Source organism: Candidimonas humi, assembly GCF_019166065.1.
Classification (GTDB): Bacteria; Pseudomonadota; Gammaproteobacteria; order Burkholderiales; family Burkholderiaceae_B; genus Candidimonas; species Candidimonas humi.
In genome coordinates, this window is the sequence record NZ_JAHTBN010000012.1 from 41837 (window position 1) to 63959 (window position 22123).

The 22123-nt window shown below is 64.7% G+C and carries 20 protein-coding genes and 1 riboswitch; of the genes, 11 read left to right on the forward strand and 9 right to left on the reverse strand.

All coding sequences use genetic code 11. The features are described from left to right. Positions 1-13 precede the first annotated feature (13 nt). From KVP10_RS18970 to KVP10_RS18980, 3 genes are all read left to right on the forward strand, one after another. On the forward strand, positions 14-1090 hold the full coding sequence (locus KVP10_RS18970; protein ID WP_217966314.1) for a cation diffusion facilitator family transporter: 1077 nt from the start codon (positions 14-16) through the stop codon (positions 1088-1090). A 273-nt stretch (positions 1091-1363) separates the two neighbouring features. Next, complete coding sequence (locus KVP10_RS18975) at positions 1364-1669, forward strand: YXWGXW repeat-containing protein (RefSeq protein WP_217966315.1); 306 nt, start codon at positions 1364-1366, stop codon at positions 1667-1669. A gap of 83 nt (positions 1670-1752) precedes the next feature. Further along, positions 1753-1974, forward strand: coding sequence for a YXWGXW repeat-containing protein (locus KVP10_RS18980; protein WP_217966316.1), 222 nt, complete (start codon positions 1753-1755; stop codon positions 1972-1974). Between the two features lie 27 nt (positions 1975-2001). Here KVP10_RS18980 and KVP10_RS18985 read toward each other — a convergent pair whose 3' ends face one another. From KVP10_RS18985 to KVP10_RS18995, 3 genes are all read right to left on the reverse strand, one after another. Continuing rightward, entirely contained in the window at positions 2002-3330 is a 1329-nt protein-coding gene (locus KVP10_RS18985) for an MFS transporter (RefSeq protein ID WP_217966350.1), read from the reverse strand. A 679-nt stretch (positions 3331-4009) separates the two neighbouring features. Beyond that, positions 4010-5110, reverse strand: coding sequence for a porin (locus KVP10_RS18990; protein WP_217966317.1), 1101 nt, complete (start codon positions 5108-5110; stop codon positions 4010-4012). A 367-nt stretch (positions 5111-5477) separates the two neighbouring features. After that, positions 5478-6428 (reverse strand): aldo/keto reductase, encoded by a 951-nt coding sequence (locus KVP10_RS18995; protein ID WP_217966318.1) that lies wholly within the window; start codon positions 6426-6428, stop codon positions 5478-5480. Between the two features lie 315 nt (positions 6429-6743). On the opposite strand from KVP10_RS18995, the gene KVP10_RS19000 reads away from it, so the two are divergent. Continuing rightward, complete coding sequence (locus KVP10_RS19000; RefSeq protein WP_217966351.1) at positions 6744-7130, forward strand: RcnB family protein; 387 nt, start codon at positions 6744-6746, stop codon at positions 7128-7130. A gap of 24 nt (positions 7131-7154) precedes the next feature. On the opposite strand, the gene KVP10_RS21465 is transcribed toward KVP10_RS19000, so the two are convergent. Then, complete coding sequence (locus KVP10_RS21465; RefSeq protein ID WP_217966319.1) at positions 7155-9017, reverse strand: cation:proton antiporter; 1863 nt, start codon at positions 9015-9017, stop codon at positions 7155-7157. A 505-nt stretch (positions 9018-9522) separates the two neighbouring features. On the opposite strand from KVP10_RS21465, the gene KVP10_RS19010 reads away from it, so the two are divergent. After that, the gene (locus tag KVP10_RS19010; protein ID WP_088605018.1) at positions 9523-9684 is read left to right on the forward strand and encodes a DUF1328 domain-containing protein; all 162 of its coding nucleotides are present in this window, start codon (positions 9523-9525) and stop codon (positions 9682-9684) included. Here the strand turns inward: KVP10_RS19010 and KVP10_RS19015 are convergent. From KVP10_RS19015 to KVP10_RS19030, 4 genes are all read right to left on the reverse strand, one after another. Continuing rightward, a complete protein-coding gene (locus tag KVP10_RS19015; RefSeq protein WP_217966320.1) occupies positions 9627-10220 on the reverse strand; it encodes a 6,7-dimethyl-8-ribityllumazine synthase in 594 nt (197 codons plus the stop codon). The genes KVP10_RS19010 and KVP10_RS19015 overlap by 58 nt on opposite strands. Before the next feature lie 93 nt (positions 10221-10313). Continuing rightward, a riboswitch (FMN riboswitch) is annotated at positions 10314-10463 on the reverse strand. 184 nt (positions 10464-10647) lie between these two features. Beyond that, on the reverse strand, positions 10648-11088 hold the full coding sequence (locus KVP10_RS19020; protein WP_217966321.1) for a VOC family protein: 441 nt from the start codon (positions 11086-11088) through the stop codon (positions 10648-10650). A 254-nt stretch (positions 11089-11342) separates the two neighbouring features. Continuing rightward, positions 11343-12308 carry a threo-3-hydroxy-L-aspartate ammonia-lyase gene (locus tag KVP10_RS19025; protein WP_217966322.1) on the reverse strand — a complete coding sequence of 322 codons (966 nt, stop codon included), beginning with the start codon at positions 12306-12308 and terminating at the stop codon, positions 11343-11345. 199 nt (positions 12309-12507) lie between these two features. Then, positions 12508-13293 (reverse strand): dienelactone hydrolase family protein, encoded by a 786-nt coding sequence (locus KVP10_RS19030; RefSeq protein WP_217966323.1) that lies wholly within the window; start codon positions 13291-13293, stop codon positions 12508-12510. 168 nt (positions 13294-13461) lie between these two features. Between KVP10_RS19030 and KVP10_RS19035 the strand changes: the two genes are divergently transcribed. After that, positions 13462-13707, forward strand: a complete 246-nt coding sequence (locus KVP10_RS19035; protein WP_217966324.1) for a hypothetical protein — start codon at positions 13462-13464, stop codon at positions 13705-13707. Positions 13708-13808: 101 nt separating this feature from the next. Here KVP10_RS19035 and polA read toward each other — a convergent pair whose 3' ends face one another. After that, a complete protein-coding gene (gene polA, locus KVP10_RS19040) occupies positions 13809-16541 on the reverse strand; it encodes a DNA polymerase I (protein WP_217966325.1) in 2733 nt (910 codons plus the stop codon). On the opposite strand from polA, the gene KVP10_RS19045 reads away from it, so the two are divergent. The 5 genes from KVP10_RS19045 to KVP10_RS19065 all read left to right on the forward strand — a co-directional run bounded on the left by KVP10_RS19045 (position 16540) and on the right by KVP10_RS19065 (position 22018). Beyond that, entirely contained in the window at positions 16540-17220 is a 681-nt protein-coding gene (locus KVP10_RS19045; protein ID WP_452101189.1) for an LOG family protein, read from the forward strand. The two genes, polA and KVP10_RS19045, sit on opposite strands and share 2 nt — an antisense overlap. Positions 17221-17362: 142 nt before the next feature. Beyond that, positions 17363-18853 carry an NAD-dependent succinate-semialdehyde dehydrogenase gene (locus tag KVP10_RS19050; protein WP_217966327.1) on the forward strand — a complete coding sequence of 497 codons (1491 nt, stop codon included), beginning with the start codon at positions 17363-17365 and terminating at the stop codon, positions 18851-18853. Positions 18854-19270: 417 nt separating this feature from the next. Beyond that, positions 19271-20305: a taurine ABC transporter substrate-binding protein gene (gene tauA / locus KVP10_RS19055; RefSeq protein ID WP_217966328.1), complete on the forward strand. Its 1035-nt coding sequence runs from the start codon at positions 19271-19273 to the stop codon at positions 20303-20305. Between the two features lie 77 nt (positions 20306-20382). After that, entirely contained in the window at positions 20383-21195 is an 813-nt protein-coding gene (locus KVP10_RS19060; RefSeq protein WP_217966352.1) for a taurine ABC transporter ATP-binding protein, read from the forward strand. After that, entirely contained in the window at positions 21188-22018 is an 831-nt protein-coding gene (locus KVP10_RS19065) for an ABC transporter permease subunit (RefSeq protein WP_217966329.1), read from the forward strand. The genes KVP10_RS19060 and KVP10_RS19065 overlap by 8 nt, the downstream gene beginning before the upstream one ends. Positions 22019-22123 lie beyond the last annotated feature (105 nt).

Genomic DNA, 22123 nt, shown 5'->3' on the forward strand with positions numbered 1-22123 from the left:
CGGAGCCAGACGCATGCACCAGCACAGCCATACCGGCGCAGAACACGAACACCGGCACGAGCACCAGTGCGAAGACGGCCACGTCCACGAGCCCGACAAGGGGCATGGCCACACCGAAACACCCGAGAGCGGCCACGATCATGCCCACGGCCATGACGGCCATGACGGCCATCATCACCATGGCCCGGGCGGCCACAGCCATGCCGCGGGCGTAGCCGACGAGCGCCGCGTGATCCTGGCCTTCGGCATCATCGTCGTATTCCTGGTGGTCGAGGTGATCGGCGGCCTGCTGTCCGGATCGCTGGCGCTGCTGGCCGACGCCGGCCACATGGCCAGCGACGCGGCCGCGCTGGGCTTCAGTTGGTTCGCCCTGCGCGTGGGCCGGCGCCAGGCCACCGAACAATTGTCGTACGGCTATCGCCGCATGGAGATCCTGGCCGCCTTCGTCAATGGCCTGGCGCTGTTCCTGATCGCGCTATGGATCGTGGCCGTGGCAATCGAACGTTTCCGTCAGCCAGTCGCCGTCATGGGCGGCCCCATGCTGGCAGTGGCATGCGCCGGCCTGGCCGCCAATATCGCGGCATTCATGGTGCTGCATGGCGGCAGCCACGACAGCCTCAATATGCGCAGCGCGCTGCTGCATGTGCTGGGCGACATGCTGGGCTCGGCGGCCGCCATCGTCGCAGCGCTGGTCATCATGGCCACGGGCTGGGTGCCCATAGACCCGATCCTGTCCATTTTCGTGGCGCTCATCGTGCTGCGCGGCGCCTGGCAGATCATCCGCTCTTCGGGCCACATCCTGCTCGAAGGCACGCCGGCTGGCATCAGCATAGCCGCCATCAAGGACGACCTGGAACAGAACGTCGTCCAGATCCGCAACGCACACCACATCCACGTCTGGTCCATTACCTCCGGCCAGCATCTGCTGACGGTGCACGTGGTGCCCAGCGGCCATGCACAGCCGCGCGAGGTCGTGGCCGCGGTCAAGCAGCGCGTGGCCGAACGCTACAACATCACGCATGTAACCGTGCAGATCGAAGAAGACGACTGCTGCGACGGCGGCGAAGCCGCGGGACGCTGCTGCGGATAACAAGAATGCGGGCGCGGCCGGCGCAGCACCCGGCGGCCCGGAAAAACGCACATCAAAGGGGCCGGCCGGCATGCCCTCACGGCTGCTGCAGCCACAGGCCCGCCGGCATCGGCCCGCCCCCGGCAAAAGGACTCTGCGCAGAACTCGGCACCGGACACAGATCGTTTCAAGAAACTATTTCCAAGCTGTGTCAGAGCAGCGATTTTTCCGCGCCGCCGGGTTCAAATAGTGCAGAGGCCGGTTGCGGCCTCGCGCAACATCAAGGAGAAACGCATGAGGCTAATCAACCTTGAACGGCTGGCAGCCGCTGCAGGCGCCTCGCTGGCAGTATCGACCTGTTTCGCCCAGGCCATCATCATTGCGCCGACGGCTCCGCCGCCGCCGCGCGTCGAGGTCGTGCCTGCGCCCCGGCCTGGCTATATATGGGATCAAGGCCGCTGGCGCTGGGCGCACGGACGCTATGTCTGGGTGCCGGGACACTGGCAGGGAGTCCGCCCCGGCCACCGCTGGATCCCGGGCCATTGGGTCCAGGGCCGTCGCGGCTGGCGCTGGATGGAAGGCCACTGGAGCCGGCGCTGAAGGCCGGGTGCTGCGCCGCTGCCCCGCACCCAGGCGCGCGGCGGCTCGCCGCCGCGGCCTCCCCAAGCACAAGGAGAATTACAATGAAGATAAGATCGACACTGAGCGCCGTGCTGCTTGCCGGCGCCTGTTCCACGCTGCTGTCGGCCTGCGTGGTCGAGCCCGCCCGGCCGCCGCGGCCGGCGCCCCGGGTGGAAGTGATGCCGCGCGCCCCCGCACCCGGCTACCATTGGGTCAAGGGCCACTACCGCTGGTATGGCAACCAGTGGGCGTGGGTGCCCGGGCATTGGGTCCGCAACTATTAACCTGCGGGCCGGCCGCGGCGGCGCCGGTCAATGGCTGATGTGCTCCAGCGCCCGGCCGCGGGTGCTCGGCCCCAGCAGGATCATCACGATGCCTACCAGCATCGAAATGCCGACGAAGGTCGCCACGCCCTGCACGCCGTAGCCATGCAGCAATATGCCGACCGCCAGGCCGGCGAAGGCCGCGGCCAGCCGGCTCCACGAATAGACGAAACCCACTGCGCGGGCGCGTACCCGCGTGGGGTACAGCTCGGCCTGATAATTGTGATAGGCGTACGACATGACATTGGCCGCCAGCGTGAACAACACGCCCAGCAGGATCAGCAGCCACGGCGCCGACGAGCGCGCGAACAACGCTATCACGATGGCCATGATCAACAGCCCCCCGATGATCTGCGTCTTGCGCTCGATGCGATCGGCGAACAGGGTTCCCAGCAAGGGGCCGAACGGATTGGCGATGGCGATGATGAAGGCGTATTCCAGGCTGTGCGTGACATGGATGCCGCGGCTGATCAATAGCGTCGGCACCCAGGCCGCGAAGCCATAGAAGCCGATGACCTGGGCCATGTTGAAAATGGACAGCAGCACCGTGCGCCCCAGATAGGGTGCGCGAAAGATTTCCGCAAGCGCGCCCTCTCCTTCTTTCTCGGGCCGCAGGGCCTGCGGCTGCGGCAGTGCCGTAAGGCCCTTCTCGGCCATGACTTTGCGCTCGATCTCGCTGACGATGCGGTCGGCTTGCGCGCCGCGCCCGTTGCGCGCCAGCCAGCGCGGGCTTTCGGGGATATGCCGGCGCAAGATCCAGACGATGATGGCGCCGACGGAACCGATCAGGATCAGCACCCGCCAGTACTCCAGGCCGAAGGGCCTGGTGCCTTTCATCACGAAAGCGAGAAAGGCGATGACGGGTACGACCGCGAATGTAATGAACTGATTGACGGCGTAGGCGCGGCCGCGCTCGGCGCTGGGAATCAGTTCCGAAATATAAGTATCGATGGTGACCAGTTCCACGCCTATGCCGATGCCGGCGATGATGCGCCAGACGTTCAGCGCGAAGCCCGAAGTCTGGAATGCCATGATGGCGGTGCAGATCATGTACCAGATCAGCGACCAGGTGAAGATCTGGCGCCGGCCGAAACGATCGGCCACATAGCCGAATATGAGCGTGCCCAGCCACAGCCCCGCAAACGTGGCGAATACGAAAGTGCCGAAACCGGCCACCGCGAGAGGCTCCAGGGACGCGAAGGCCCCGAGCGACTCGGGCTTGAACAGCCCCGACTGCACCATGCCGGGGGCCACGTAGCCGGTGAAGAACAAATCATAGAACTCGAACACGCCGCCCAGCGATATCAGTATCACCATGGTCCAGACCGTGCGCGACGGCGGCAGCCGGTCGAGTCTGGCCGCAATTTCCGCGGATTGTGGAACGTTCATGAATATCTCCTGCGCCTTCCGAATGATGAAGTCCGCCGGCGCTCACAACGCCGGCGCGAGGCAGGGACATATCTACCCGGGTAGATACGTCCGGCATGCCTGGGCGCCCGGCCCCAGCGGGCAAGACCGCCCGCAGCATGGTATAGCCGTCGCAGGACCTGCGTGGTGATGATTCGAGATGACTGGCCTCGCGGGCCGCGCGAGCCGCGTTGCGCGGGCATCGCTGTGTGTCATCGAACATGCGCCGCAATAGGCGGGCGCTCCTGCATCGGTGCGTTTAGCATAAGGCTAGTGCGGCCCATTTTCCAGCAGAATCCGCTGCTGCCGTCGCGCGCCGCGCACTTTGCCTCATGCCGCAGCTTGCGGGATGATGAAATTAAGCAATCTGTCAGTAAATGCGCGGCCTGCCGGCGTGCTCGCCCATGCAGGCATGCGACTGCCGTGGCCGGCCGCGGACCGCCATCGGACATCGAACCGGGCGCGCCGCCGCCCGAAGCGCCGGCGCCACAAAAAAAGAAGCCCCTGGTAAAGGGGCCAGATAGCGCTCTGCTCGCTTGCGCCGTGCAACAGGAACTCCCGGCCGCGCTGCGGCCGGGCTTATTCGTGGTCAGAATTGATGGCGGATGCCGACGCCGGCCGTGGCGGCCTTCATGCTGCCTTCGGGCTGGAACAGCACATGGTGTGCATACGAGGCCATGGCGTACAGGTCGGTACGCTTGGACAGCGAATAGTCGTAGCCCAGGCTGTAGACATGCTGCGTGTAGGAATCGTCGTTGGGATCGGCCATGGTCCACGACGCCATCAGCTTGCCATTCGACGTAACCGGAACGCTCGCGCCCACGGTGTACGAGTTCACGCGCAGGCCGCTGCGCGCCCACATATTGCTGGGCACGCTGTCGCCGATGTTCGGGCCGGAGAACCAGCCGTTGCGCGTCTGCCCATAAGCAGCGTACAGCTTGACCACGTCGAAGTCATAGCTCAGCGCCAGATCCAGGGAACGGACGTTGATGCCATGCTCGCCGATGACCGGGCCGTTATCGGCAGTCTTGAACTGGTCGTAGACCAGGGCGGCGCCCAGCGGACCATTGTCATAGCGCACGCCGGCGGTAAGCGCGCGGGTGTTGGGTTCCCCGTCGCCGCTATGGCGGAACTCTTGCGAGCCGGATGCGTTGAAGGAATAGCCTATGCCCGCCTGGAAGCCCGAGAAATTCGGCGTCTGGTACATGACCATATTGTCATAACGCAACTCGTTGGCCGAACTGAAGGCGGTGCCAACCGAAGCCTGGCCGTAGTTATATCCGAAGGGGCTGGCCACGTTGGCGAAATACTTCGAAGCGATGTTGGTCTGGCGGCCCAGATCGATGCGCCCCCAGGAATCGGAGCGCAGACCCACGGTCGCCTGCCGGCCGAAGAGCCGGTCGTCCTGCTGCGAGTAGCCGGTGCGCGCATCGAAACCGCTTTCGAGCTGGAACGTCGCCTGCAGGCCGTCGCCGAGATCCTCGGTTCCCTTCAAGCCCCACAAGCTGCCGCTCGCCAGCCCGTTGCTGAGGCCAAACCGGGAACGCTTGCCGCTGCCGCCGCGAACCTGCGTATAGCTTATGCCCTCATCGACCACGCCGTAGAGCGTTACCGAAGTTTCGGCGTAAGCCATTGCCGACATAGCAAATGCGCCACCGGCCAGAGCCAGCTTCAGCCATTTTTGTTCCATTGATATCCCCTTAGCGCCCATCGGATCCGCGGTTCCCGCCATCGGGTAGCCTGCGTCAGCCGACTCTACAATTAATACACATAAAGTTTATAAAGAGGCGGCGTCTGCGTATGTAAATAAATATACGGTGATGTATATAGATATTGGGGAAGCATCAAGCGGAGGGCTGCAGACAAGGCCGGAAAACCTTGCCAGGCGCAGCGCTGCGCCATGCCACGTCCCTGCCCTAGGCACCGGCTCGTTCGGGCGCGAGACCGCCTCTACAAGCCGCGAGGCATAGGCATCAGGCGAACGCGCACCGCAGCGCGCTCATGCCATTGTTACAGGCAACATGGTGGGACACTGCATTACCATTGGACACATCGGCTCAGCGGCTGGCCGCATCCAGCAAGGCCTGCTGTGCGGGGCCGAGTTCAAGGCTCACGGATCGCACCAGGCTTTCGAGCTGGCGTTGCGTAGTGGCGCTGGCAATCGGCGCAGTCACGCCGGGGCGCGCCATCACCCAGGCAAGCGCCACTTCGGCCATGCTGGCATCCAGGCTCTGGGCCGCCTGCTCGAGCGCTTCGAGGATACGTGCGCCGCGCGCGTCCAGGTACTTGGCCACGCGGGTTCCGCGCACGCTCTTGCTCAAATCGGCCTTGGACCGGTACTTGCCCGACAGAAAGCCCGAGGCCAGCGAATAGTAGGTGATGACGCCTATGTCTTCACGTATCGCGAGTTCGCTCAGCGCGCCGTCGAAAGCGGCCCTGTCATACAGGTTGTACTCGGGCTGCAGCACGTCGTAGCGTGGCAGGCCTTTGCTGCGCGCCACTTCCAGCGACTCGGCCAATTGCTCCGCGTTCAGGTTGGACGCTCCGATCGCGCGGACCTTGCCCTGCTCTTTCAGTTTTTGATACGCGCCCAGCGTTTCTTCGTACGGCGTCGCCGGGTCGAACCAGTGCGACAAATATAGATCGATGTGATCGGTCTGCAAGCGGCGCAGCGAATCTTCCACCGCCTGCATGATCCATCTTTCGGACAGGCCTTTCTTTTCCTTGCTGAACTCGGAACCGACCTTGGTGATGAGCGTGATCTTGTCGCGATTGGCCGGCCGCGCGGCCAGCCACTTGCCTATGATGGTTTCGGATTCCCCGCCTTTGTTGCCCGGCGCCCAGGCCGAGTAGATGTCGGCGGTGTCGATCGCATCGAGCCCAGCGTCCACCCAGGCATCGAGCAGGCCGAAGGAAGTCTTTTCATCCGCCGTCCAGCCGAACACATTACCGCCGAATACCAAGGGCGCGATTTCAAGACCGGTTCTGCCCAACATGCGTTTTTGCATCGATGCACCTCTGCTTTGCTACTGACAGGAATCCGGCGGCCGCCGGCCCGCAAAAGCAGCGCCGGCCAGAAGTATCCAAGCCGGCCGGCGCTGTTCTTTACATTTCTTTTATACCACCATGGCGACGACGGCCGCGGAGAGATAAACTTTGTAACTACGAATGCCGCTGCGCCATTGGTTTGAAATATTTTTGATGCTCAAATAGAGCCAAGGCAGGAACCGACCCGCCTTCCGCATGACGGATCTTCGGGCATCGTGACAACCCGCGGCGTCGCGGATCGTAGCACCACAAACAGCAGGAGCCTTTACATGAAAATGAAAAGCAAGATCCTTGTCTCCACCTTTGTAGCCGCCTGTCTTGCAGGCAGTTCCGCTCTGGCGCAAGGCTATGACCATCGTGGGCCCCAGCATTCGGCGCCGCCGGCCATACGTCACGCCCCGCCGCCACGCCATGCGGCACCCCCGCATCGCCCCCCTCATCCGGTCGAGCACCGGGGACGCGGAGCCGGCCCGCATCATAACTTCTACAAAGGCGATCGCCTGCCCTCCGAATACCGGAGCCGGCAATATGTCATAGACAACTGGCGCGCCCATCACCTCAGCGCACCTCCGCGCGGCTATTACTGGGTGCAAGCCGGGGGCGACTACGTGCTTGCCGCCATCGCCACTGGCCTCATCGCCCAGATCGTGCTGAGCAACTGATAGTCGCTGCAACAACAGCGCACATCACGCTGGAACCCGGCCCTCGCGGCCGGGTTTTTCTATTTCGGACCGCGCCGCACTGCGGCTGCTCTCGACGTCCGGAGGAAACAGGCTGAGCACTGTCCATCCCGCCTCGACGTCCGGCCTGCGTTCGGTGGTGTAGGGCTCGGCCAGCCCCTTGGGCGAGAGCGCGAACAAGGGCATGAGCCGCCCGCCGTAGCTCTCGCAGTATTGCTCGAATCCGAAAGCCTCGGTCAGGCTGGTCGCGCGTATGGCGCCGCCCTGGCCCAGCAGGCTCGCCAGCTTCCAGTAGGTAGCGTCTTCGGCAAACAGGCTGCGGCCGCGATGCGGAGACGCCACCTTGTGCTTGCGCGCGACATCGTCGCGGCGCGAACTGGGCAACACATAGACGCGATTCTTGCCGAACTCGTCGCGGTAGCGGGTGGTCACGAGCGCGTTGAAGTCGTCGCGCGGCCCCAGCGCCAGCATGCTGCCCAGGCCGGACAAGTCCAGGTTGCGCTGCGCGTGTTCGGACACCGGGCTGCCGTAATAGGTCGGCAGGCCTTGCATGCGCGCCCGGGCGATGGCGTCCCAATCGCTGCTGCACAGGCGCACCGGAACGCCCTCGGTTTGCAGGGCCAGGCCTATGGCCAGGGCCACCGGATTCGCGCCCACGATCAGGAAGCCCACCGGGTCGGGCTCGGCCACCCGTAGCGCCACGGCCATGGCCCTGGCGGTGGCGCTTTGCAGCACCACGGTGCCGATGATGACCACGAAAGTCAGCGGCAGCAATTGATCGGCATGCGGCAGGCCCAGATGCTGCAGTCGGATGGCGAACAGCGCCGACACCGCCGCGGCGACAATGCCGCGCGGCGCGATCCAGGCCAGCAGCGCCCGCTCGCGCCAGGGCAGCCCCGAGCCCCAGGTGGCGAACGCGACTTTCAGCGGCCTGGCCACGAACAACATCGCGGCCAGCACGGCCGGCCCGCGCCAGCCCAGTTGCAGCAAAGAACCCAGGTCCATGCGTGCGGCCAGGATGATGAACAGCGCCGACAGCAGCATGAGGCTAAGGGTTTCCTTGAACTCGAGGATTTCGTCGACCGGCAGGTCGGGCTGGTTGGCCATCCAGATGCCCATGATGGTCACGCTCAGCAGGCCCGATTCGGAATGCATGGCGTTGGACAAGGCAAAGACCGCGAACACCACAGCCAGCACGGTCACGTTCACCAGATAGTCGGCCAGCCAGTTGCGCCGCAGTACCTCGCCCAGGGCGATACCCGCGACCAGGCCCATACCGGCGCCGATGATCACGATTTCGCCGAACGTCAGCAGGGTATGCCCCCAGACCATGCCGCCCTGGATGGAGGCGATGAATTCATAAGTCAGCACCGCCAGCAGCGCACCCAGCGGATCGATGACTATGCCTTCCCAGCGCAGCGTGTTGGCCACGCGCGCCACCGGCCGCACGGTGCGCAACAGCGGCGCGATGACCGTGGGCCCGGTCACTACGGTAATGGCGCCGAACAGGAAGGAGAGCCGCCAGGGAAACCGCATGATCCAGTGCGCGGCCAGCGTGGTGACCAGCCAGGTGATCATCATGCCCGCCCCGACCAGCCTGCGCACTACCCTTTCAAGGCCGCGGATCTCGTGCAGTTGCAGAGTCAGGCTGCCTTCGAACAAGATGACCGCCACCGACAGGGAAATGAATGGAAAGAGCAGGTTTCCGAACAACGCGTCGGGATGCAGCCACCCCGCCACCGGCCCAAGCAGCAGGCCGGCTATCAGCAGGAACAAAATAGCCGGCAAGTGCACGCGCCATGCGGCCCATTGGCACAAGACTCCGACGATGCCGATACCGGCCAGGACGACGATATGATGCTCGGTCAAAATCAAAGCCCTCCCGGCGCAGCACGATACCGGCCCTCGGGAATGTGTGCATGCGCAGGGGCCGTTGCAGGGACATTATCCTCCTGCGCCTGCGCGGCGCCGTCTTTCGCATGGCGGCGAGGCAGCGCCCATGAGTCCCCGCGGCCTGGAACGGCCGCAATGCGCGAACCGGACGTTACCGGGAGTCATTCGAGTTACAGGCGCATCTCTTTGTTAAGTAGATGTTGCGCTTGCGGCCAGTACGCGGGCCCGTGCCTCCGTCTATGCCAAGGACGGGCCGCAAGCACGATAGCCCGTGCCGCGACCTGTTACATTTTGCCGCTCGCAGGCTTGACCCGGCAAATCGGCGCCAGTTAGTGTGGCCATGTCAAGACCAGGGAAACTCGAAACGAAGCACCCGTCCGCGCAGCTCAGGAACAATATCGCCAACCATCGGCGCCAATGCCGAACAAACCGGCGCCGGCATGTCGCAGACCGACATGTTCCCGACTAAAGGAGAATCATCATGCTGTACTATGCGGTCGTTTTCTTCATCATTGCCATCATCGCAGCCGTGCTGGGATTCGGCGGCATAGCGGCCGGCGCCGCTTCGATCGCCCAGATCCTGTTCTACATCTTTCTGGTGCTGGCCGTGCTCACCCTGCTACGCGGGCTGTTCCGCAAGTAAGGGGGGGCCGGGGCGCCGACGGGCGCAAGGCCGGGGCCTTGCAGCGCCCGCAAGCCGGCAACCGTCGACAAGCAGGCATGGGCCGCCTCGGCGCCCTTGACCTGCATATGGCCGCGGAAGAACGAGACATGCTCGGCCTGGGCATTGAAGTTCTGCGGCGTCAATACTGCCGATATCACCGGTACGCCGGTCGAAAGCTGGACCTGCATGAGGCCGTCTATGACCGCTTGCGCCACGAATTCGTGGCGATAAATGCCGCCGTCGACGACGAACCCGGCCGCCACTATCACATCGTAGCGCCCGCTGCGGGCCAGGTACTGGGCATGCAGCGGCAGCTCGAACGCGCCGGGAACCTCAAAGGCGTCGACGATGTCGTGCTGGCCGGCGCGCGCCCGCAACGTCGAACAGAAAGCCTCGCGGCATTCGTCCACGATGTCCCTATGCCAGCAGGATTGCACGAAGGCGACCCTGAGCGCGCCGCGCACGGCATCGCCCGCGGAGGGAACGGCTGCAGGGGAAATTTTCGGGGGATACATTCTGTGTAGCTCCTATTTATCAATGTCGCATAAATAGGGCGCAGAGCGATCGCGCGGGAGCCCGCCCGCATCGGCGCGGACACACAGCCGCAGACCCGCTCTCTTTCATCCGGACTATGACCGTCGGCCCCGGAATCGCACCGGATCTGCTGACCCCGCCGCCATGGCGACGGGCGCTCGCGGGCTGTGCGCGCATGCGCAATCACCGCCGGTGGGGACTTGCACCCCGCCCTGAGAACGTCGCGGCCGCTGACGGCCGCGTAAAAAAATATATCACGAACGCAGGCCACCGCGCAGCGGCGCGGGCTGGCGCATGTGTGCCGGGCCGGGCCCCGCTACTGTGCCGCGCCCCCAAATACGTGGCACGGGCGGTTGCGGCAGGCGCCGGAATGCTGCCCGCCTGCGGCCACACCAGGCCCGGCAGTACTCAACGCGCGTGGACGATGATCAGCCACAGTACGCCGTAGCGATCGGCCACCATGCCGAAGGACTCGGCAAAAAAGGTCGGCCCGAGCGGCATCGTGACCTGGCCGCCATCGGCCAGTGCGTCGAAAAAGCGCCGTGCTTCGGCCTGGCCGGCGGCCTCTATCGTTATTCCGAAACCGCGGAACTGAGGGCCGCCGTCTTCGTTGCCGTCGGATGCGAACAATACCGTGTCGCCGATGCGCACAGTGGCATGCATCACTTTTTCCAGGCGCCCGGCCATTGACGGGCATGCTGCGGAAGAAGAGCCCTGGCCGGCGTCGGCCGGCGCCGGCGCATCCTTGTAGCGCATGAGATCGACGATTTCGGCATCCAGCGCCTTGCCGTAGAAAGCCAGGGCCTCGTCGCAGCGGCCGTTGAAGAATAGATAAGGATGTAGCTGCATGGATTGCTCCTTGGGCGATAGATACGAAAACGGGAATTTCTTGCGGCAGGCCTCTTGCGGCAAGCCGCGATACGCAGTCCTTCCGGAGAGTGTTCCGGATATTTGTGTACGGCGTACACAATAAGATAGCAAATATTCTGTACAGCGTCCACATCTGTGTGGGCCGAGCGGCGGACAGGCGGGCTCCGAGCCGCGGCTCAGGCTTGGCTCGGCGTTATCGCCCCGGCGCCGCCTCGCGGCCCCGGAGCGGGGGTTCAGGACGCAAGCAGCTCGCTGAAGCGCTGCAGATCGACGTTGCCGCCGCTCAGGATGACGCCCACGCGCTTGCCGCGCAATTCCGCGCCCAGCCCGCGCGCGCCCGCATAGCCCAGGCAGCCGGTAGGTTCCACCATGATCTTCATGCGTGCCGCGAAGAATCGCATGGCTGCTACCAGATCGGCGTCGGAAGCCGTCACGATGTCCTGCACATCGCGGCGGATGATCGCAAAAGTGTGCTTGCCCAGATGTTGGGTCTGGGCGCCGTCGGCAATGGTGCGCGGCGTGTCGATGTGCACGATGGCACCGGATCGCAGGGATTGCTGGCCGTCGTTACCCGTCTCGGGCTCCACGCCGTACACCTTGCAGTCGGGCGACAAGGCGCGCGCCGCAAGCGCCGAGCCCGACAACAGGCCGCCGCCGCCCAGGGGCACGAACAAGTAGTCGAGCGTGCCCGCTTCCTGGAGCAGTTCGCGGGCGGCCGTGCCTTGCCCCGCAATGACGTCGGGGTGATCGTAGGGCGGGATCAAGGTCAGGCCCTTCTCTGCGGCCAGCGTTTGTGCGAGCTCTTCGCGGTCTTGCGTGTAGCGGTCGTAGAGCACCACATGGCCGCCGTAGCCTTTGGTCGCGGCCAGTTTGGCGGCCGGCGCATCCTGCGGCATCAGTATCGTGGCTTCTATGCCGAGCACGCGCGCCGCCAATGCCACGGCCTGCGCATGGTTGCCCGAGGAAAACGCCAGCACGCCGCGGCGCTTCTGCTCTGCGTTGAAACGCGACAGCGCGTTGAAGGCGCCGCGGAACTTGAAGGCGCCCATGCGCTGGAGGTTCTCGCACTTGAAGTACAACTCGGCGCCGAACTCCTGGTTGGCGGTGTGCGACACCAGCACGGGAGTGCGGTGCGCGTGGCCGCGCAGCCGCCCTGCGGCGGCGGCGACGTCTTCATAAGTCGGTGTCGGCTGGTCCATGGAAAGATCCACAAAAGAGATACGGGCTGAGTGATACGAGCTAAGTGATACGAGCTGAGTGATACGGACGAATTGATGTGTGCGTAGCAATGCAAGGGCATGCGGCGCTCATGTGCCGCATGCCGGGCGGGCAAGCCGGGCGCCGCATGGATACAGGCCCAGATCGGGGCTGCCCCCCGGCAAGGCCGGCAACCCGGGTTCAGAGATAGCGGCGGAACCAGTCCAGGGCCTTGGCCCAGCCGTCCTCGGCCTCGGCCTTGCGGAAGCTGGGGCGGTAGTCGCTGTAGAAGGCATGGCCGGCATCGGAATAAACCACGAAGCGCGAGGCCTTGGAAGCGGCCCCGCCGTGGGCCAGCACGGCCTCCATCTTGCGTATGTCTTCCACGGGAATGCTCGTGTCCTGCGCCCCGTACAGGCCCAGCACCGGCGCATGCAGGCTGGCGGCCACGTCGATCGGATTGCGCACCTGCAGCGGGCCATGCCCGGTGGTCAAGCGCCCATACCAGGCGACCCCCGCCTTGCATACGGGATTGTGTTCCGCATAGAGCCACACCAGGCGTCCGCCCCAACAGAAGCCCGTCACCCCCAGGCGCTTGGCATCGGCGCCTTGCGATTCGGCCCATTTGGCGCTGGCGTCCAGATCGGCCAGCACTTGTTCGTCAGGCACCTTGGCGACGATATTCTTCACCAGGCTGGGGATTTCGGTGTAGGCGCTGGCATCGCCCTGGCGCTGGTAGAGCTCGACCGCGACCGCGAAGTAGCCCTCGTGCGCGAAGCGCCGGCAGACGTCCTGGACATGCTCGTGCAAGCCGAAGATTTCCTGGATGACCAGCACCACCGGGCAATGCGCCCGGTCGGCCGGGGCGGCGAAATAGGCCTTGATCGTGCCGTCGAAAGTAGGCATGTCCACCAGGCCATGCTTGAGCCCTTCGGCCGAAGTATGCAAGGTGGTGTCGGCGGCTCCGGTGATGGGAGAAAAAGACATTTCAGCTCCTTGGAAGAATCGTGCACAAAGAATCGTGCACAAATTTTATATCGCCCGGGCGATGCGCTAGAATCAAAGAGCCATCCCATGTGCGCCGGCCGGGTGGCGGCGCCATGCTGCAAGCTGCCGCGCCGATCGCATGGCCTACGGCGCGGGCCTGCCTAAGCCATGAAAATCAAACTCACTTCCAGAAAGCTGCAGCTATGCTTCTTTCTGGCCATCTACGGACTGGTGTTCGGCCGCCCGCTGTGGCTCATGACCGAGGGCGGGGCCAGGCCCGCGCCCATGCTGTTCCTGATGGCCTGCTGCGCCGTCTGGTTCGCGCTGATCAGCCTGATAATGGATCAGGCCAAGAAAAGCGCGCGCAAAAAAAACCAGGAAAACATGTCGCGCCGGCCCGGCCCCCGCGAATAGGCCTGACGCCGGCCCTGCGCCAAGCCGCGGCCGCGGACCCGTCCCGCCGCAGCGCTATGGCCAGGGCCGCCCGAGCGGCCGCCGCCACGGGCGCGATTCCCTCAGTGCGCCTGTTCCCAGTTGGGGCCCACGCCGACCTCGGCAACCAGGGGCACGGCCAGGGTCGCCACGTTGCACATCAGCCCCGGCAGATTGCGCACCAGCAGTTCGACCTCGTCGGCCGGCGCATCGAACACCAGTTCATCATGCACCTGCATGACCATGAGCGTGCGCAAGTGTTCGGCGTCCAGCCAGTCCTGCACGGCCGACATCGCCATCTTGATCAGATCGGCCGCGGTGCCCTGCATGGGCGCGTTGATCGCCGCGCGCTGCGCCGCCGCGACGCGCGGGCCGCCGGCGCCGCGCAGTTCCGGAAACCAGAGGCGCCGGCCGAATACCGTCTCGACGTAGCCTTGTTCCTTGGCCCTGACGCGGATATCGGCCATGTACGAAGCGACCCCCGGATAACGCGCGAAATACCGGTCTATGTAGGACTTGGCGGCATCGCGCGTGATGCCCAGGGCCGAGGCCAGGCCGAATTCGCCCATGCCGTAGATCAGGCCGAAGTTGATGGCCTTGGCCGCGCGCCGCTGTTCCGCGGTGACCTCGGCCAGGGGCGTGCCGAACACTTCGGAAGCCGTGGCGCGATGGATGTCCTCGCCCTGGGCGAAGGCGCGCTGCAGGTTGGCGTCGCCCGAGACATGCGCCATGACCCGCAGTTCGATCTGCGAATAGTCGGCCGAGACGATCTGGCCGTCGGTGGCGATGAAGGCCGTGCGCACGCGCCGCCCTTCGGGCGTGCGCACCGGGATGTTCTGCAGATTGGGATCCGAGGAAGCCAGGCGCCCGGTGATCACCGCCGCCTGGGCATAGCGCGTATGCACGCGCCCCGTGGCCGGATTGATCATCTTGGGCAGTTTGTCGGTATAAGTGGATTTCAGCTTCGCCAGCCCGCGGTATTCCAGCAGCACTTGCGGCAAGGGGTAGTCCTGGGCCAGCCGGGTGAGCACGTCTTCGTCGGTCGAGGGCGCGCCGCCGGCAGTCTTGCGCACCACCGGCAGCTTCATGTTCTGGAACAGGATCTCGCCCAGTTGCTTGGGCGAATTGAGGTTGAACGGCTGCTGCGCCAGTTCGTAGGCCTTTTGCTCGAGCTGCAGCAACTGGCGCCCGATCTCGTGGCTTTGCATGGCCAGCGCATGCGCGTCGATGCGCACCCCATTGCGTTCTATGGTGGTGAGCACCGCGGAAGTGCGGATTTCGAGGTGGTAAATGGCCTCCAGGCCCGGCTCGGCCGCCAGCTTGGGGCGCAGGACCTTGTGCAGTTGCAGGGTGAAATCGGCGTCTTCGCTGGCGTAATAGCCGGCCTTGTCGATCTCGACTTCGTCGAAGCCGATCTGCTTGGCGCCCTTGCCGCACAGCTCTTCGTAGGTGATGCCGGTGCGGCCCAGCCAGCGTTCGGCCAGTTCCTGCAAATTGACGCGGCGATGCGATTCCAGCACGTAGGCCTGCAACATCGTATCTTCGTCTATACCTGCCAGCCGCACCCCTTCGTTCAGGAAGACGTGCGCGTCGTACTTGGCGTTGTGCAGCAGCTTGGAGGCCGCGGCATTTTCCAGCCAGGGGCGCAGGCGTTCCAGGACCTGGCCGATGGGCAGTTGATCCGGCTGTCCGGCGCCGCGGTGAGTCAGCGGAATATAGCAGGCACGGCCCGGTTCGACCGATAGCGAAATGCCCACCAGACGCGCCTGCATCGGGTCCAGGGAAGTGGTTTCGGTGTCCAGCGCCACCAGGGGCGCGGCCTCGATGCGGCGTAGCCATTCGTCGAACATCGACCAATCCAGCACCGTGTCGTAGTGCACCGCGCCGGGGCTGCCCGCGGGAGTGGCCGCGTCGGCCGGCACGGCGATGCGCGCGTCCTGCGCCGGGATGCGGCCCGGGTCGCCGGTCAATTCACGCAGCCAGGTGCGAAAGCCATAGCGATCGTACAGGTCGACCAGCGCCTCGCGATCGGCGGCGCGCGGCGCCAGTTCGGACAAATCGTGCGACACGCCCGGCACCTCGCAGTCCAGCTTGAGCTCGAGCAGGGTCCGCGTCATGTCGAAGTTGGGGATGGCGGCGCGCAGATTCTCGCCCGCCACGCCCTTGACGGCCTGCGCGTTGGTGACCAGGTTTTCCACCGACCCGTATTCGGCCAGCCACTTGGCCGCCGTCTTGGGACCGACCTTGGCCACCCCCGGAACGTTATCGATGCTGTCGCCGATGAGCATGAGATAATCGACGATCTGCGCCGGCGTCACGCCGAATTTCTTTATCACGCCGGCCACGTCCTGGCGTTCGCCGCTCATGGTATTGACCAGCTCGATATGGTCGTCGACGAGCTGCGCCAGGTCTTTGTCGCCGGTGGACACCACCGTGTACACGTCGGCGCGCTTGGCCCACTGCGCCAGGGTGCCTATGATGTCGTCGGCTTCGACCCCCGGCACCGCCAGCACCGGCCAGCCCAGGGCCGCCACAGCCTCGTGGATGGGCGCGATCTGCGCCGCCAGGTCGACGGGCATGGACGGGCGCTGCGCTTTGTACTCGGGGTAGATCTCGTTGCGGAAAGTGTTGCCTTTTGCATCAAAAACGCAGGCCGCATAATCCGCCTTGTAATCCTGCGACAGTCTTCGTAACATGGCTATGACGCCATACAGCGCACCGGTCGGCTCGCCTTTTGCATTGCGCAGATCGGGCATCGCGTGAAAAGCGCGATACAGGTAGCTGGAACCATCGACAAGCAACAAGGTTTTTTTCATGACAATAAATAAAACGGTCCGTACACCCGTGGATCGGCAGATTCCCCGAATTATGTCAGAGATGCAGGCTGCTGCCGACCGCCTGCACGACGTGGGCTGGGGCATAAGCATTTTCGGCAGCGCCCGCCTGCGTTCCGACTCGCCCTACTACGCCATGGCCCAGCAGGTCGGCGAACGCCTGGCCAAGGCGGGCCTGACGGTCATCGCCGGCGGCGGCCCCGGCATCATGGAGGCCGCCAACAAGGGCGCCTACGAAGCGGGCGGCACCAGCATAGGCCTGAACATCACGCTGCCGCACGAAACGGTGCACAACCCCTACCAGACCCATAGTCTGCACTTCGATTATTTCACCTCGCGCAAAGCCACTTTCTTCATGCACAGCGCCGCCTACATCGCGCTGCCCGGCGGCTTCGGCACGCTGGACGAGATCTTCGAAGTGCTGACCCTGGTGCAAACGGGCAAGGTGCCGCCGGCGCCCATCATCCTGATAGGCTCGGCCTACTGGAACGGGCTGATGGAATGGATCCGCGCGCAACTGCTGAGCCTGCACCTGATCGGCCCGCACGACATAGAGCTGCTCACCGTCACCGACGATATCGACGCCGCGGTCAGCCTGGTGCAGACCTTCTGCTCCGACTACGCAGACAAGCTCGACTGCGCCCCGGCGCTGCCGGAATAGCGCCGCGCCCGCCTGCCGCCTTGCCTGCCCCGCCTCGCGGGGCGCCGGGCTTGCCGCGGCCCCACAGACGGCGACGGCTTGCGGCCGGGCATACAATGGCCCGGAAGACCTTTTTTCCCCAACCTTATCCGCGCTTCGAACCATGACTACCCCCACGCTACCGATACAACTGAAAGATCCCTCTCTGTTTCGCACGCTTTCCTATATCGACGGGCAATGGGTTGCCGCGGCCGACGGCTCCGCCTTCCCGGTCGACAACCCCGCCAACGGCGCCATCATCGCGCAGGTCGCGAACCTGGGCGCGGCCGAGGCCGAACAAGCCATACAGGCCGCCAACAAGGCCTATAAAGGCTGGCGCGCCCGCACCGGCAAGGACCGCGCCGCCCTGCTGCGCCGCTGGTTCGACCTGATCCTCGCAAACGCCGACGACCTGGCGCGGCTGATGACCCTGGAACAAGGCAAGCCCCTGGCCGAATCCCGCGGCGAAGTGGTCTACGGCGCCTCGTTCGTGGAATGGTTCGCCGAACAGGCCAAGCGCGTCAGCGGCGACATCCTGAACTCGCCCAGCGCCGCCAATCGCATGCTGGTGATGCGCGAGCCCATAGGCGTGTGCGGCGCCATCACGCCCTGGAACTTCCCCAATGCCATGATCACCCGCAAGGTGGCCCCGGCCCTGGCCGCCGGCTGCACCGTGGTGCTCAAGCCCGCCGAACAAACCCCTCTGTCGGCGCTGGCGCTGGCCGAGCTGGCCGAACGCGCCGGCATTCCCGCCGGGGTGCTGAACATCGTCACCGCCGACAGCGAACGCTCCATCGCTATCGGCAAGGCGCTGTGCGCCAGCCCCGTGGTCAAGAAAATGACCTTCACCGGCTCCACTCCCGTGGGGCGCATACTCATGCAGCAAAGCGCGCCCACGGTCAAGAAGATGTCGCTGGAGCTCGGCGGCCTGGCGCCGTTCATCGTGTTCGACGACGCCGACCTGGATGCCGCGGTCGACGGCGCGGTGGCCTCCAAGTATCGCAACGCCGGGCAGACCTGCGTGTGCACCAACCGCTTCTATGTGCACGAGGCGGTATACGACGAATTCGTGCGCAAGCTGGCCGCCAAGGTCGGCGGCAGCCTGAAGGTCGGCGACGGCTTTGCCGAGGGCGTCACCCAGGGCCCGCTGATCGACGACGCGGCCGTCGCCAAGGTGCGCGAGCACATCAAGGACGCCGTGGAGAAAGGCGCCAATGTGGTCGCCGGCGGCAAGCCCCATGCATTGGGCGGCCGCTATTTCGAGCCCACCATCCTGTCCGACGTGCGCGAAGACATGCTGTGCATGCGCGAGGAAACCTTCGGCCCGGTCGCGCCGGTGGTCAAGTTCACCGACGAAGCCCATGTCATCGAACTGGCCAACGACACCGAATACGGCCTGGCCTCGTACTTCTACAGCCGCGACATCGGCCGCATCTTCCGCATCGCCGAGGCGCTGGAATACGGCATGGTGGGTGTCAATACCGGGTTGATCTCCAACGAAGTGGCGCCCTTCGGCGGCGTCAAGCAGTCGGGGCTCGGGCGCGAGGGCTCGGTCTACGGCATGGACGACTTCATGGAAATGAAGTACGTCTGCCTGGGCGGCATACAGGGCTGATCACGGCTAGCCCCGGGCCGGCATGCCGCGCCCCGGGGCTAGCGCCCGCCCCAGGCGCAAGGGCCTCGGCCGCAGATGCTCCTGCGGCTTGCTGCCCGCCCCTGCCCCTCCTTATTTCTCTGCGCACTCCCGGCCTCATTTTCCTGGCCCGCCCCATTCGGGGTTTTCCCCCACCGCTCTGGCCCGCACGCTGCGCCATCCCTATGGCCGTGCCCCTGGTTCATACCCCCATAACAAGCCGCGCCCGAGCCGTTTTGCTGCAATGCAAAAACCATCTGGCCCAACTGGCTCTATCTAATAAAATCAACTGGACCTAGTCTCTTCCCCGGACTATAGGCACTATTTACTCACGCAGCGATACCAATAGCCAATAGGCAGCGCTCGCAGAAGCGCCTACCAACCGGATGGAGACTCAGCATGGAAATTTCATTTCGACGTGCCCGCAAACTGGCCCTGCTCGGGCTGGTATCCGGGGTCATGGGCTGGTCGGCGGCGGCACAAGCCGAGACCACGGTAGTGGTCGGATACCAGCAAATCGTCGGGCCCTACGTCAGCGCCATTGCCGACGGCAGTTTCGACAAGGCCGCCAAAGAGGCAGGCTACAAGATCGACTGGCGCCAGTTCAGTTCCGCCGGCGACATATCCAGCGCGCTGGCCTCGGGCTCCGTGCCGGTCGGCGTGCTGGGGTCCACCGGCATCACCGCGGCCACGACCCGCGGCGTCAATATCGAATTGTTCTGGATCCTGGACAACATCGGCCGCTCCGAAGCCCTGGTGGCCCGCAACGGCTCGGGCATTACCAAGCCGCAAGACCTGGTCGGCAAGAAAGTTGCGGTGCCCTTCGTGTCCACTTCGCACTTCCACCTGCTGGTCGGCCTGACCAAGCTCTGGAAGATCGACCCGCGCAAGGTCAATATCCTGAACATGCAGCCGCCGCAAATCGTCGCGGCCTGGCAGCGCGGCGACATCGATGCGGCCTATGTGTGGCCGCCAGCGCTGACCGAAATCGAGAAAACCGGCAAGGTCATCACCGATTCGGCCCGCATCGGCGCACAAAGCGTGCCGACCTTCGACGGCCTGGTGGCCGACAAGGACTGGGCGGCGAAGAACCCCAAGTTCATGGCTGCCTTCACCAAGGTGCTGGCCCAGGCTTATAGCGACTACAACGCCAAGAGCTCCAAGCTGACCGCCGATTCGCCCGATATCAAGGGCATCAGCAAGATGATAGGCGGCAAGCCCGACGACATCCTGTCGGCGCTCAAGCTGCTGATCTTCCCGGACGCGAAAGAGCAGGCTTCTCAGACCTGGCTGGGCGGCGGCAAGCAAGCCGGAGCAGTACGCGCCTTCACCGCCAGCGCGCAGTTCCTGAAGGACCAGCGCCAGATCGACCACGTGCTGCCCGACTACGCCCCTTACGTGACCGACCAGTACGCCAAGGCCGCGGGCAAATAGCCGCGACACCAGCCGCGCGGCCGGCGCAGCGCCGGCCGCCCTGCGCCCACATCGAGGAGCACGCAATGACCAAACCCATGGAAACCCTGTACGCCCGCAATGTCAGCGTCACCTACCCGGCCCTGCAGCACGGCGGCTCGGTGGTGGCGCTCAAGGACGTGAATCTGCAGATAAATTCGGGGGATTTCGTGGTGGCCCTGGGCGCCTCGGGCTGCGGCAAGACGACCCTGCTGAACCTGCTGGCCGGATTTCTCTCGCCCACACAGGGCGAGCTGATGCTGGGCGACCAGCCCATCGTCGGTCCGGGTTCGGACCGCGGCGTGGTGTTCCAGAAACACGCCCTGCTGCCCTGGCTCAATGTGCTGGAGAACACCGAATTCGGGCTGAAGCTGCAAGGCGTGGGCAAGGCCGAACGGCGCAATATTGCCTCGCGCAACCTGGAGTTGGTGGGCCTGAAGGACTTCCACCGCCACATGATCTACCAATTGTCGGGCGGCATGCAGCAGCGGGTGGGCATTGCCCGGGCGCTGACCTGCAACCCCGCCATGTTGCTCATGGACGAGCCCATGGCGGCGCTGGATGCGCTCACGCGCGAAACCATCCAGGAAATGCTGCTCGACGTCTGGCGCCATACCCACAAGATGTTCTTTTTCATCACCCACAGCGTGGAAGAAGCCCTGTTCCTGGGCTCACGGCTGATCGTTATGTCGCCGCGCCCGGGGCGCATCACGCACACCTACGAACTGGACTTCAATCAACGTTTCCTGGAGACCCGCGATGCCCGCGCCATCAAATCCAGCAAAGATTTCATCGCCATGCGCGAAACCGTCCTGGGCATTATTTACGGCGACGAACGCGCAGCGGAAGCCGCGGAGCCAGCCCATGCCTAAGTCGCGATTGTTCCTGGGCAAGCCCGCCACCCCGGGCAAGGTCTACGGCGCCCCGGGGGCCGGCCGCAGCGGTTTCATCAGCTTCATGACGGCCGTGGCGCTGATCGCCCTGTGGTTCGTGGTCACCCGCATGGGCCTGATCAAGCCCATCTTCCTGCCCTCGCCGGTGGCGGTCTACGACAAGTTCATCGAGGCCATGACCGAAGGCGTGGCCAATTCCACCCTGGCCCAGCACACCGGCGCGAGCCTGGCGCGGGTGATGGGGGCATTCTTCCTGGCCCTGGTGACGGCCGTGCCGATCGGCGTGCTGATGGGCGTGAACCGCATTGCGCGCGGGCTGTTCGACCCAATCATCGAGTTCTACCGGCCCCTGCCGCCCCTGGCCTACCTGCCCCTGGTCATCATCTGGTTCGGCATCGGCGAATTCCCCAAGATCTTCCTGATCTATCTCGCCATTTTCGCCCCCATGGCGATCGCCGCCCGGGCCGGCGTCAAGTCGGTGTCCATAGAACAGATCCATGCCGCCTACGCCATGGGCGCGAGCAGCACGCAAATCATCTGGCACGTCATCCTGAAGGCGGCCATGCCCGAGATCTTCACCGGCATGCGCATCGGCATCGGCGTGGGCTGGACCACGCTGGTGGCCGCCGAAATGGTGGCAGCTTCTCGCGGCCTGGGCTTCATGGTGCTCAACGCCGCCCAGTACCTGGCCAGCGATACCGTCATCATGGGCATCATCGTGATCGGCTTCTTCGCCTTTGCGTTCGACCTGCTGGTGCGCTATCTCGAACGCCTGCTCATTCCCTGGAAAGGCAAGGTATGAAACCATGACGGGCGGCGCCCGCCATACTCGATCCATCCATTGCCCGGTCCTTCGACCGGGCTTTTTTCACCGGGTTTTCTCGGGCCGGCGCCTTGGCGGACATCT

Excerpts from the sequence above, each read along its gene's own strand:
- KVP10_RS18970 (WP_217966314.1), top strand. The coding sequence starts at position 14 with ATGCACCAGCACAGCCATACCGGCGCAGAACACGAACACCGGCACGAG.
- KVP10_RS18975 (WP_217966315.1), top strand. The coding sequence starts at position 1,364 with ATGAGGCTAATCAACCTTGAACGGCTGGCAGCCGCTGCAGGCGCCTCG.
- KVP10_RS18980 (WP_217966316.1), top strand. The coding sequence starts at position 1,753 with ATGAAGATAAGATCGACACTGAGCGCCGTGCTGCTTGCCGGCGCCTGT.
- KVP10_RS18985 (WP_217966350.1), bottom strand. The coding sequence starts at position 3,330 with ATGGTGATACTGATATCGCTGGGCGGCGTGTTCGAGTTCTATGATTTG.
- KVP10_RS18990 (WP_217966317.1), bottom strand. The coding sequence starts at position 5,110 with ATGGAACAAAAATGGCTGAAGCTGGCTCTGGCCGGTGGCGCATTTGCT.
- KVP10_RS18995 (WP_217966318.1), bottom strand. The coding sequence starts at position 6,428 with ATGCAAAAACGCATGTTGGGCAGAACCGGTCTTGAAATCGCGCCCTTG.
- KVP10_RS19000 (WP_217966351.1), top strand. The coding sequence starts at position 6,744 with ATGAAAAGCAAGATCCTTGTCTCCACCTTTGTAGCCGCCTGTCTTGCA.
- KVP10_RS19010 (WP_088605018.1), top strand. The coding sequence starts at position 9,523 with ATGCTGTACTATGCGGTCGTTTTCTTCATCATTGCCATCATCGCAGCC.
- KVP10_RS19015 (WP_217966320.1), bottom strand. The coding sequence starts at position 10,220 with ATGTATCCCCCGAAAATTTCCCCTGCAGCCGTTCCCTCCGCGGGCGAT.
- KVP10_RS19020 (WP_217966321.1), bottom strand. The coding sequence starts at position 11,088 with ATGCAGCTACATCCTTATCTATTCTTCAACGGCCGCTGCGACGAGGCC.
- KVP10_RS19025 (WP_217966322.1), bottom strand. The coding sequence starts at position 12,308 with ATGGACCAGCCGACACCGACTTATGAAGACGTCGCCGCCGCCGCAGGG.
- KVP10_RS19030 (WP_217966323.1), bottom strand. The coding sequence starts at position 13,293 with ATGTCTTTTTCTCCCATCACCGGAGCCGCCGACACCACCTTGCATACT.
- KVP10_RS19035 (WP_217966324.1), top strand. The coding sequence starts at position 13,462 with ATGAAAATCAAACTCACTTCCAGAAAGCTGCAGCTATGCTTCTTTCTG.
- KVP10_RS19045 (WP_452101189.1), top strand. The coding sequence starts at position 16,540 with ATGACAATAAATAAAACGGTCCGTACACCCGTGGATCGGCAGATTCCC.
- polA (WP_217966325.1), bottom strand. The coding sequence starts at position 16,541 with ATGAAAAAAACCTTGTTGCTTGTCGATGGTTCCAGCTACCTGTATCGC.
- KVP10_RS19050 (WP_217966327.1), top strand. The coding sequence starts at position 17,363 with ATGACTACCCCCACGCTACCGATACAACTGAAAGATCCCTCTCTGTTT.
- tauA (WP_217966328.1), top strand. The coding sequence starts at position 19,271 with ATGGAAATTTCATTTCGACGTGCCCGCAAACTGGCCCTGCTCGGGCTG.
- KVP10_RS19060 (WP_217966352.1), top strand. The coding sequence starts at position 20,383 with ATGGAAACCCTGTACGCCCGCAATGTCAGCGTCACCTACCCGGCCCTG.
- KVP10_RS19065 (WP_217966329.1), top strand. The coding sequence starts at position 21,188 with ATGCCTAAGTCGCGATTGTTCCTGGGCAAGCCCGCCACCCCGGGCAAG.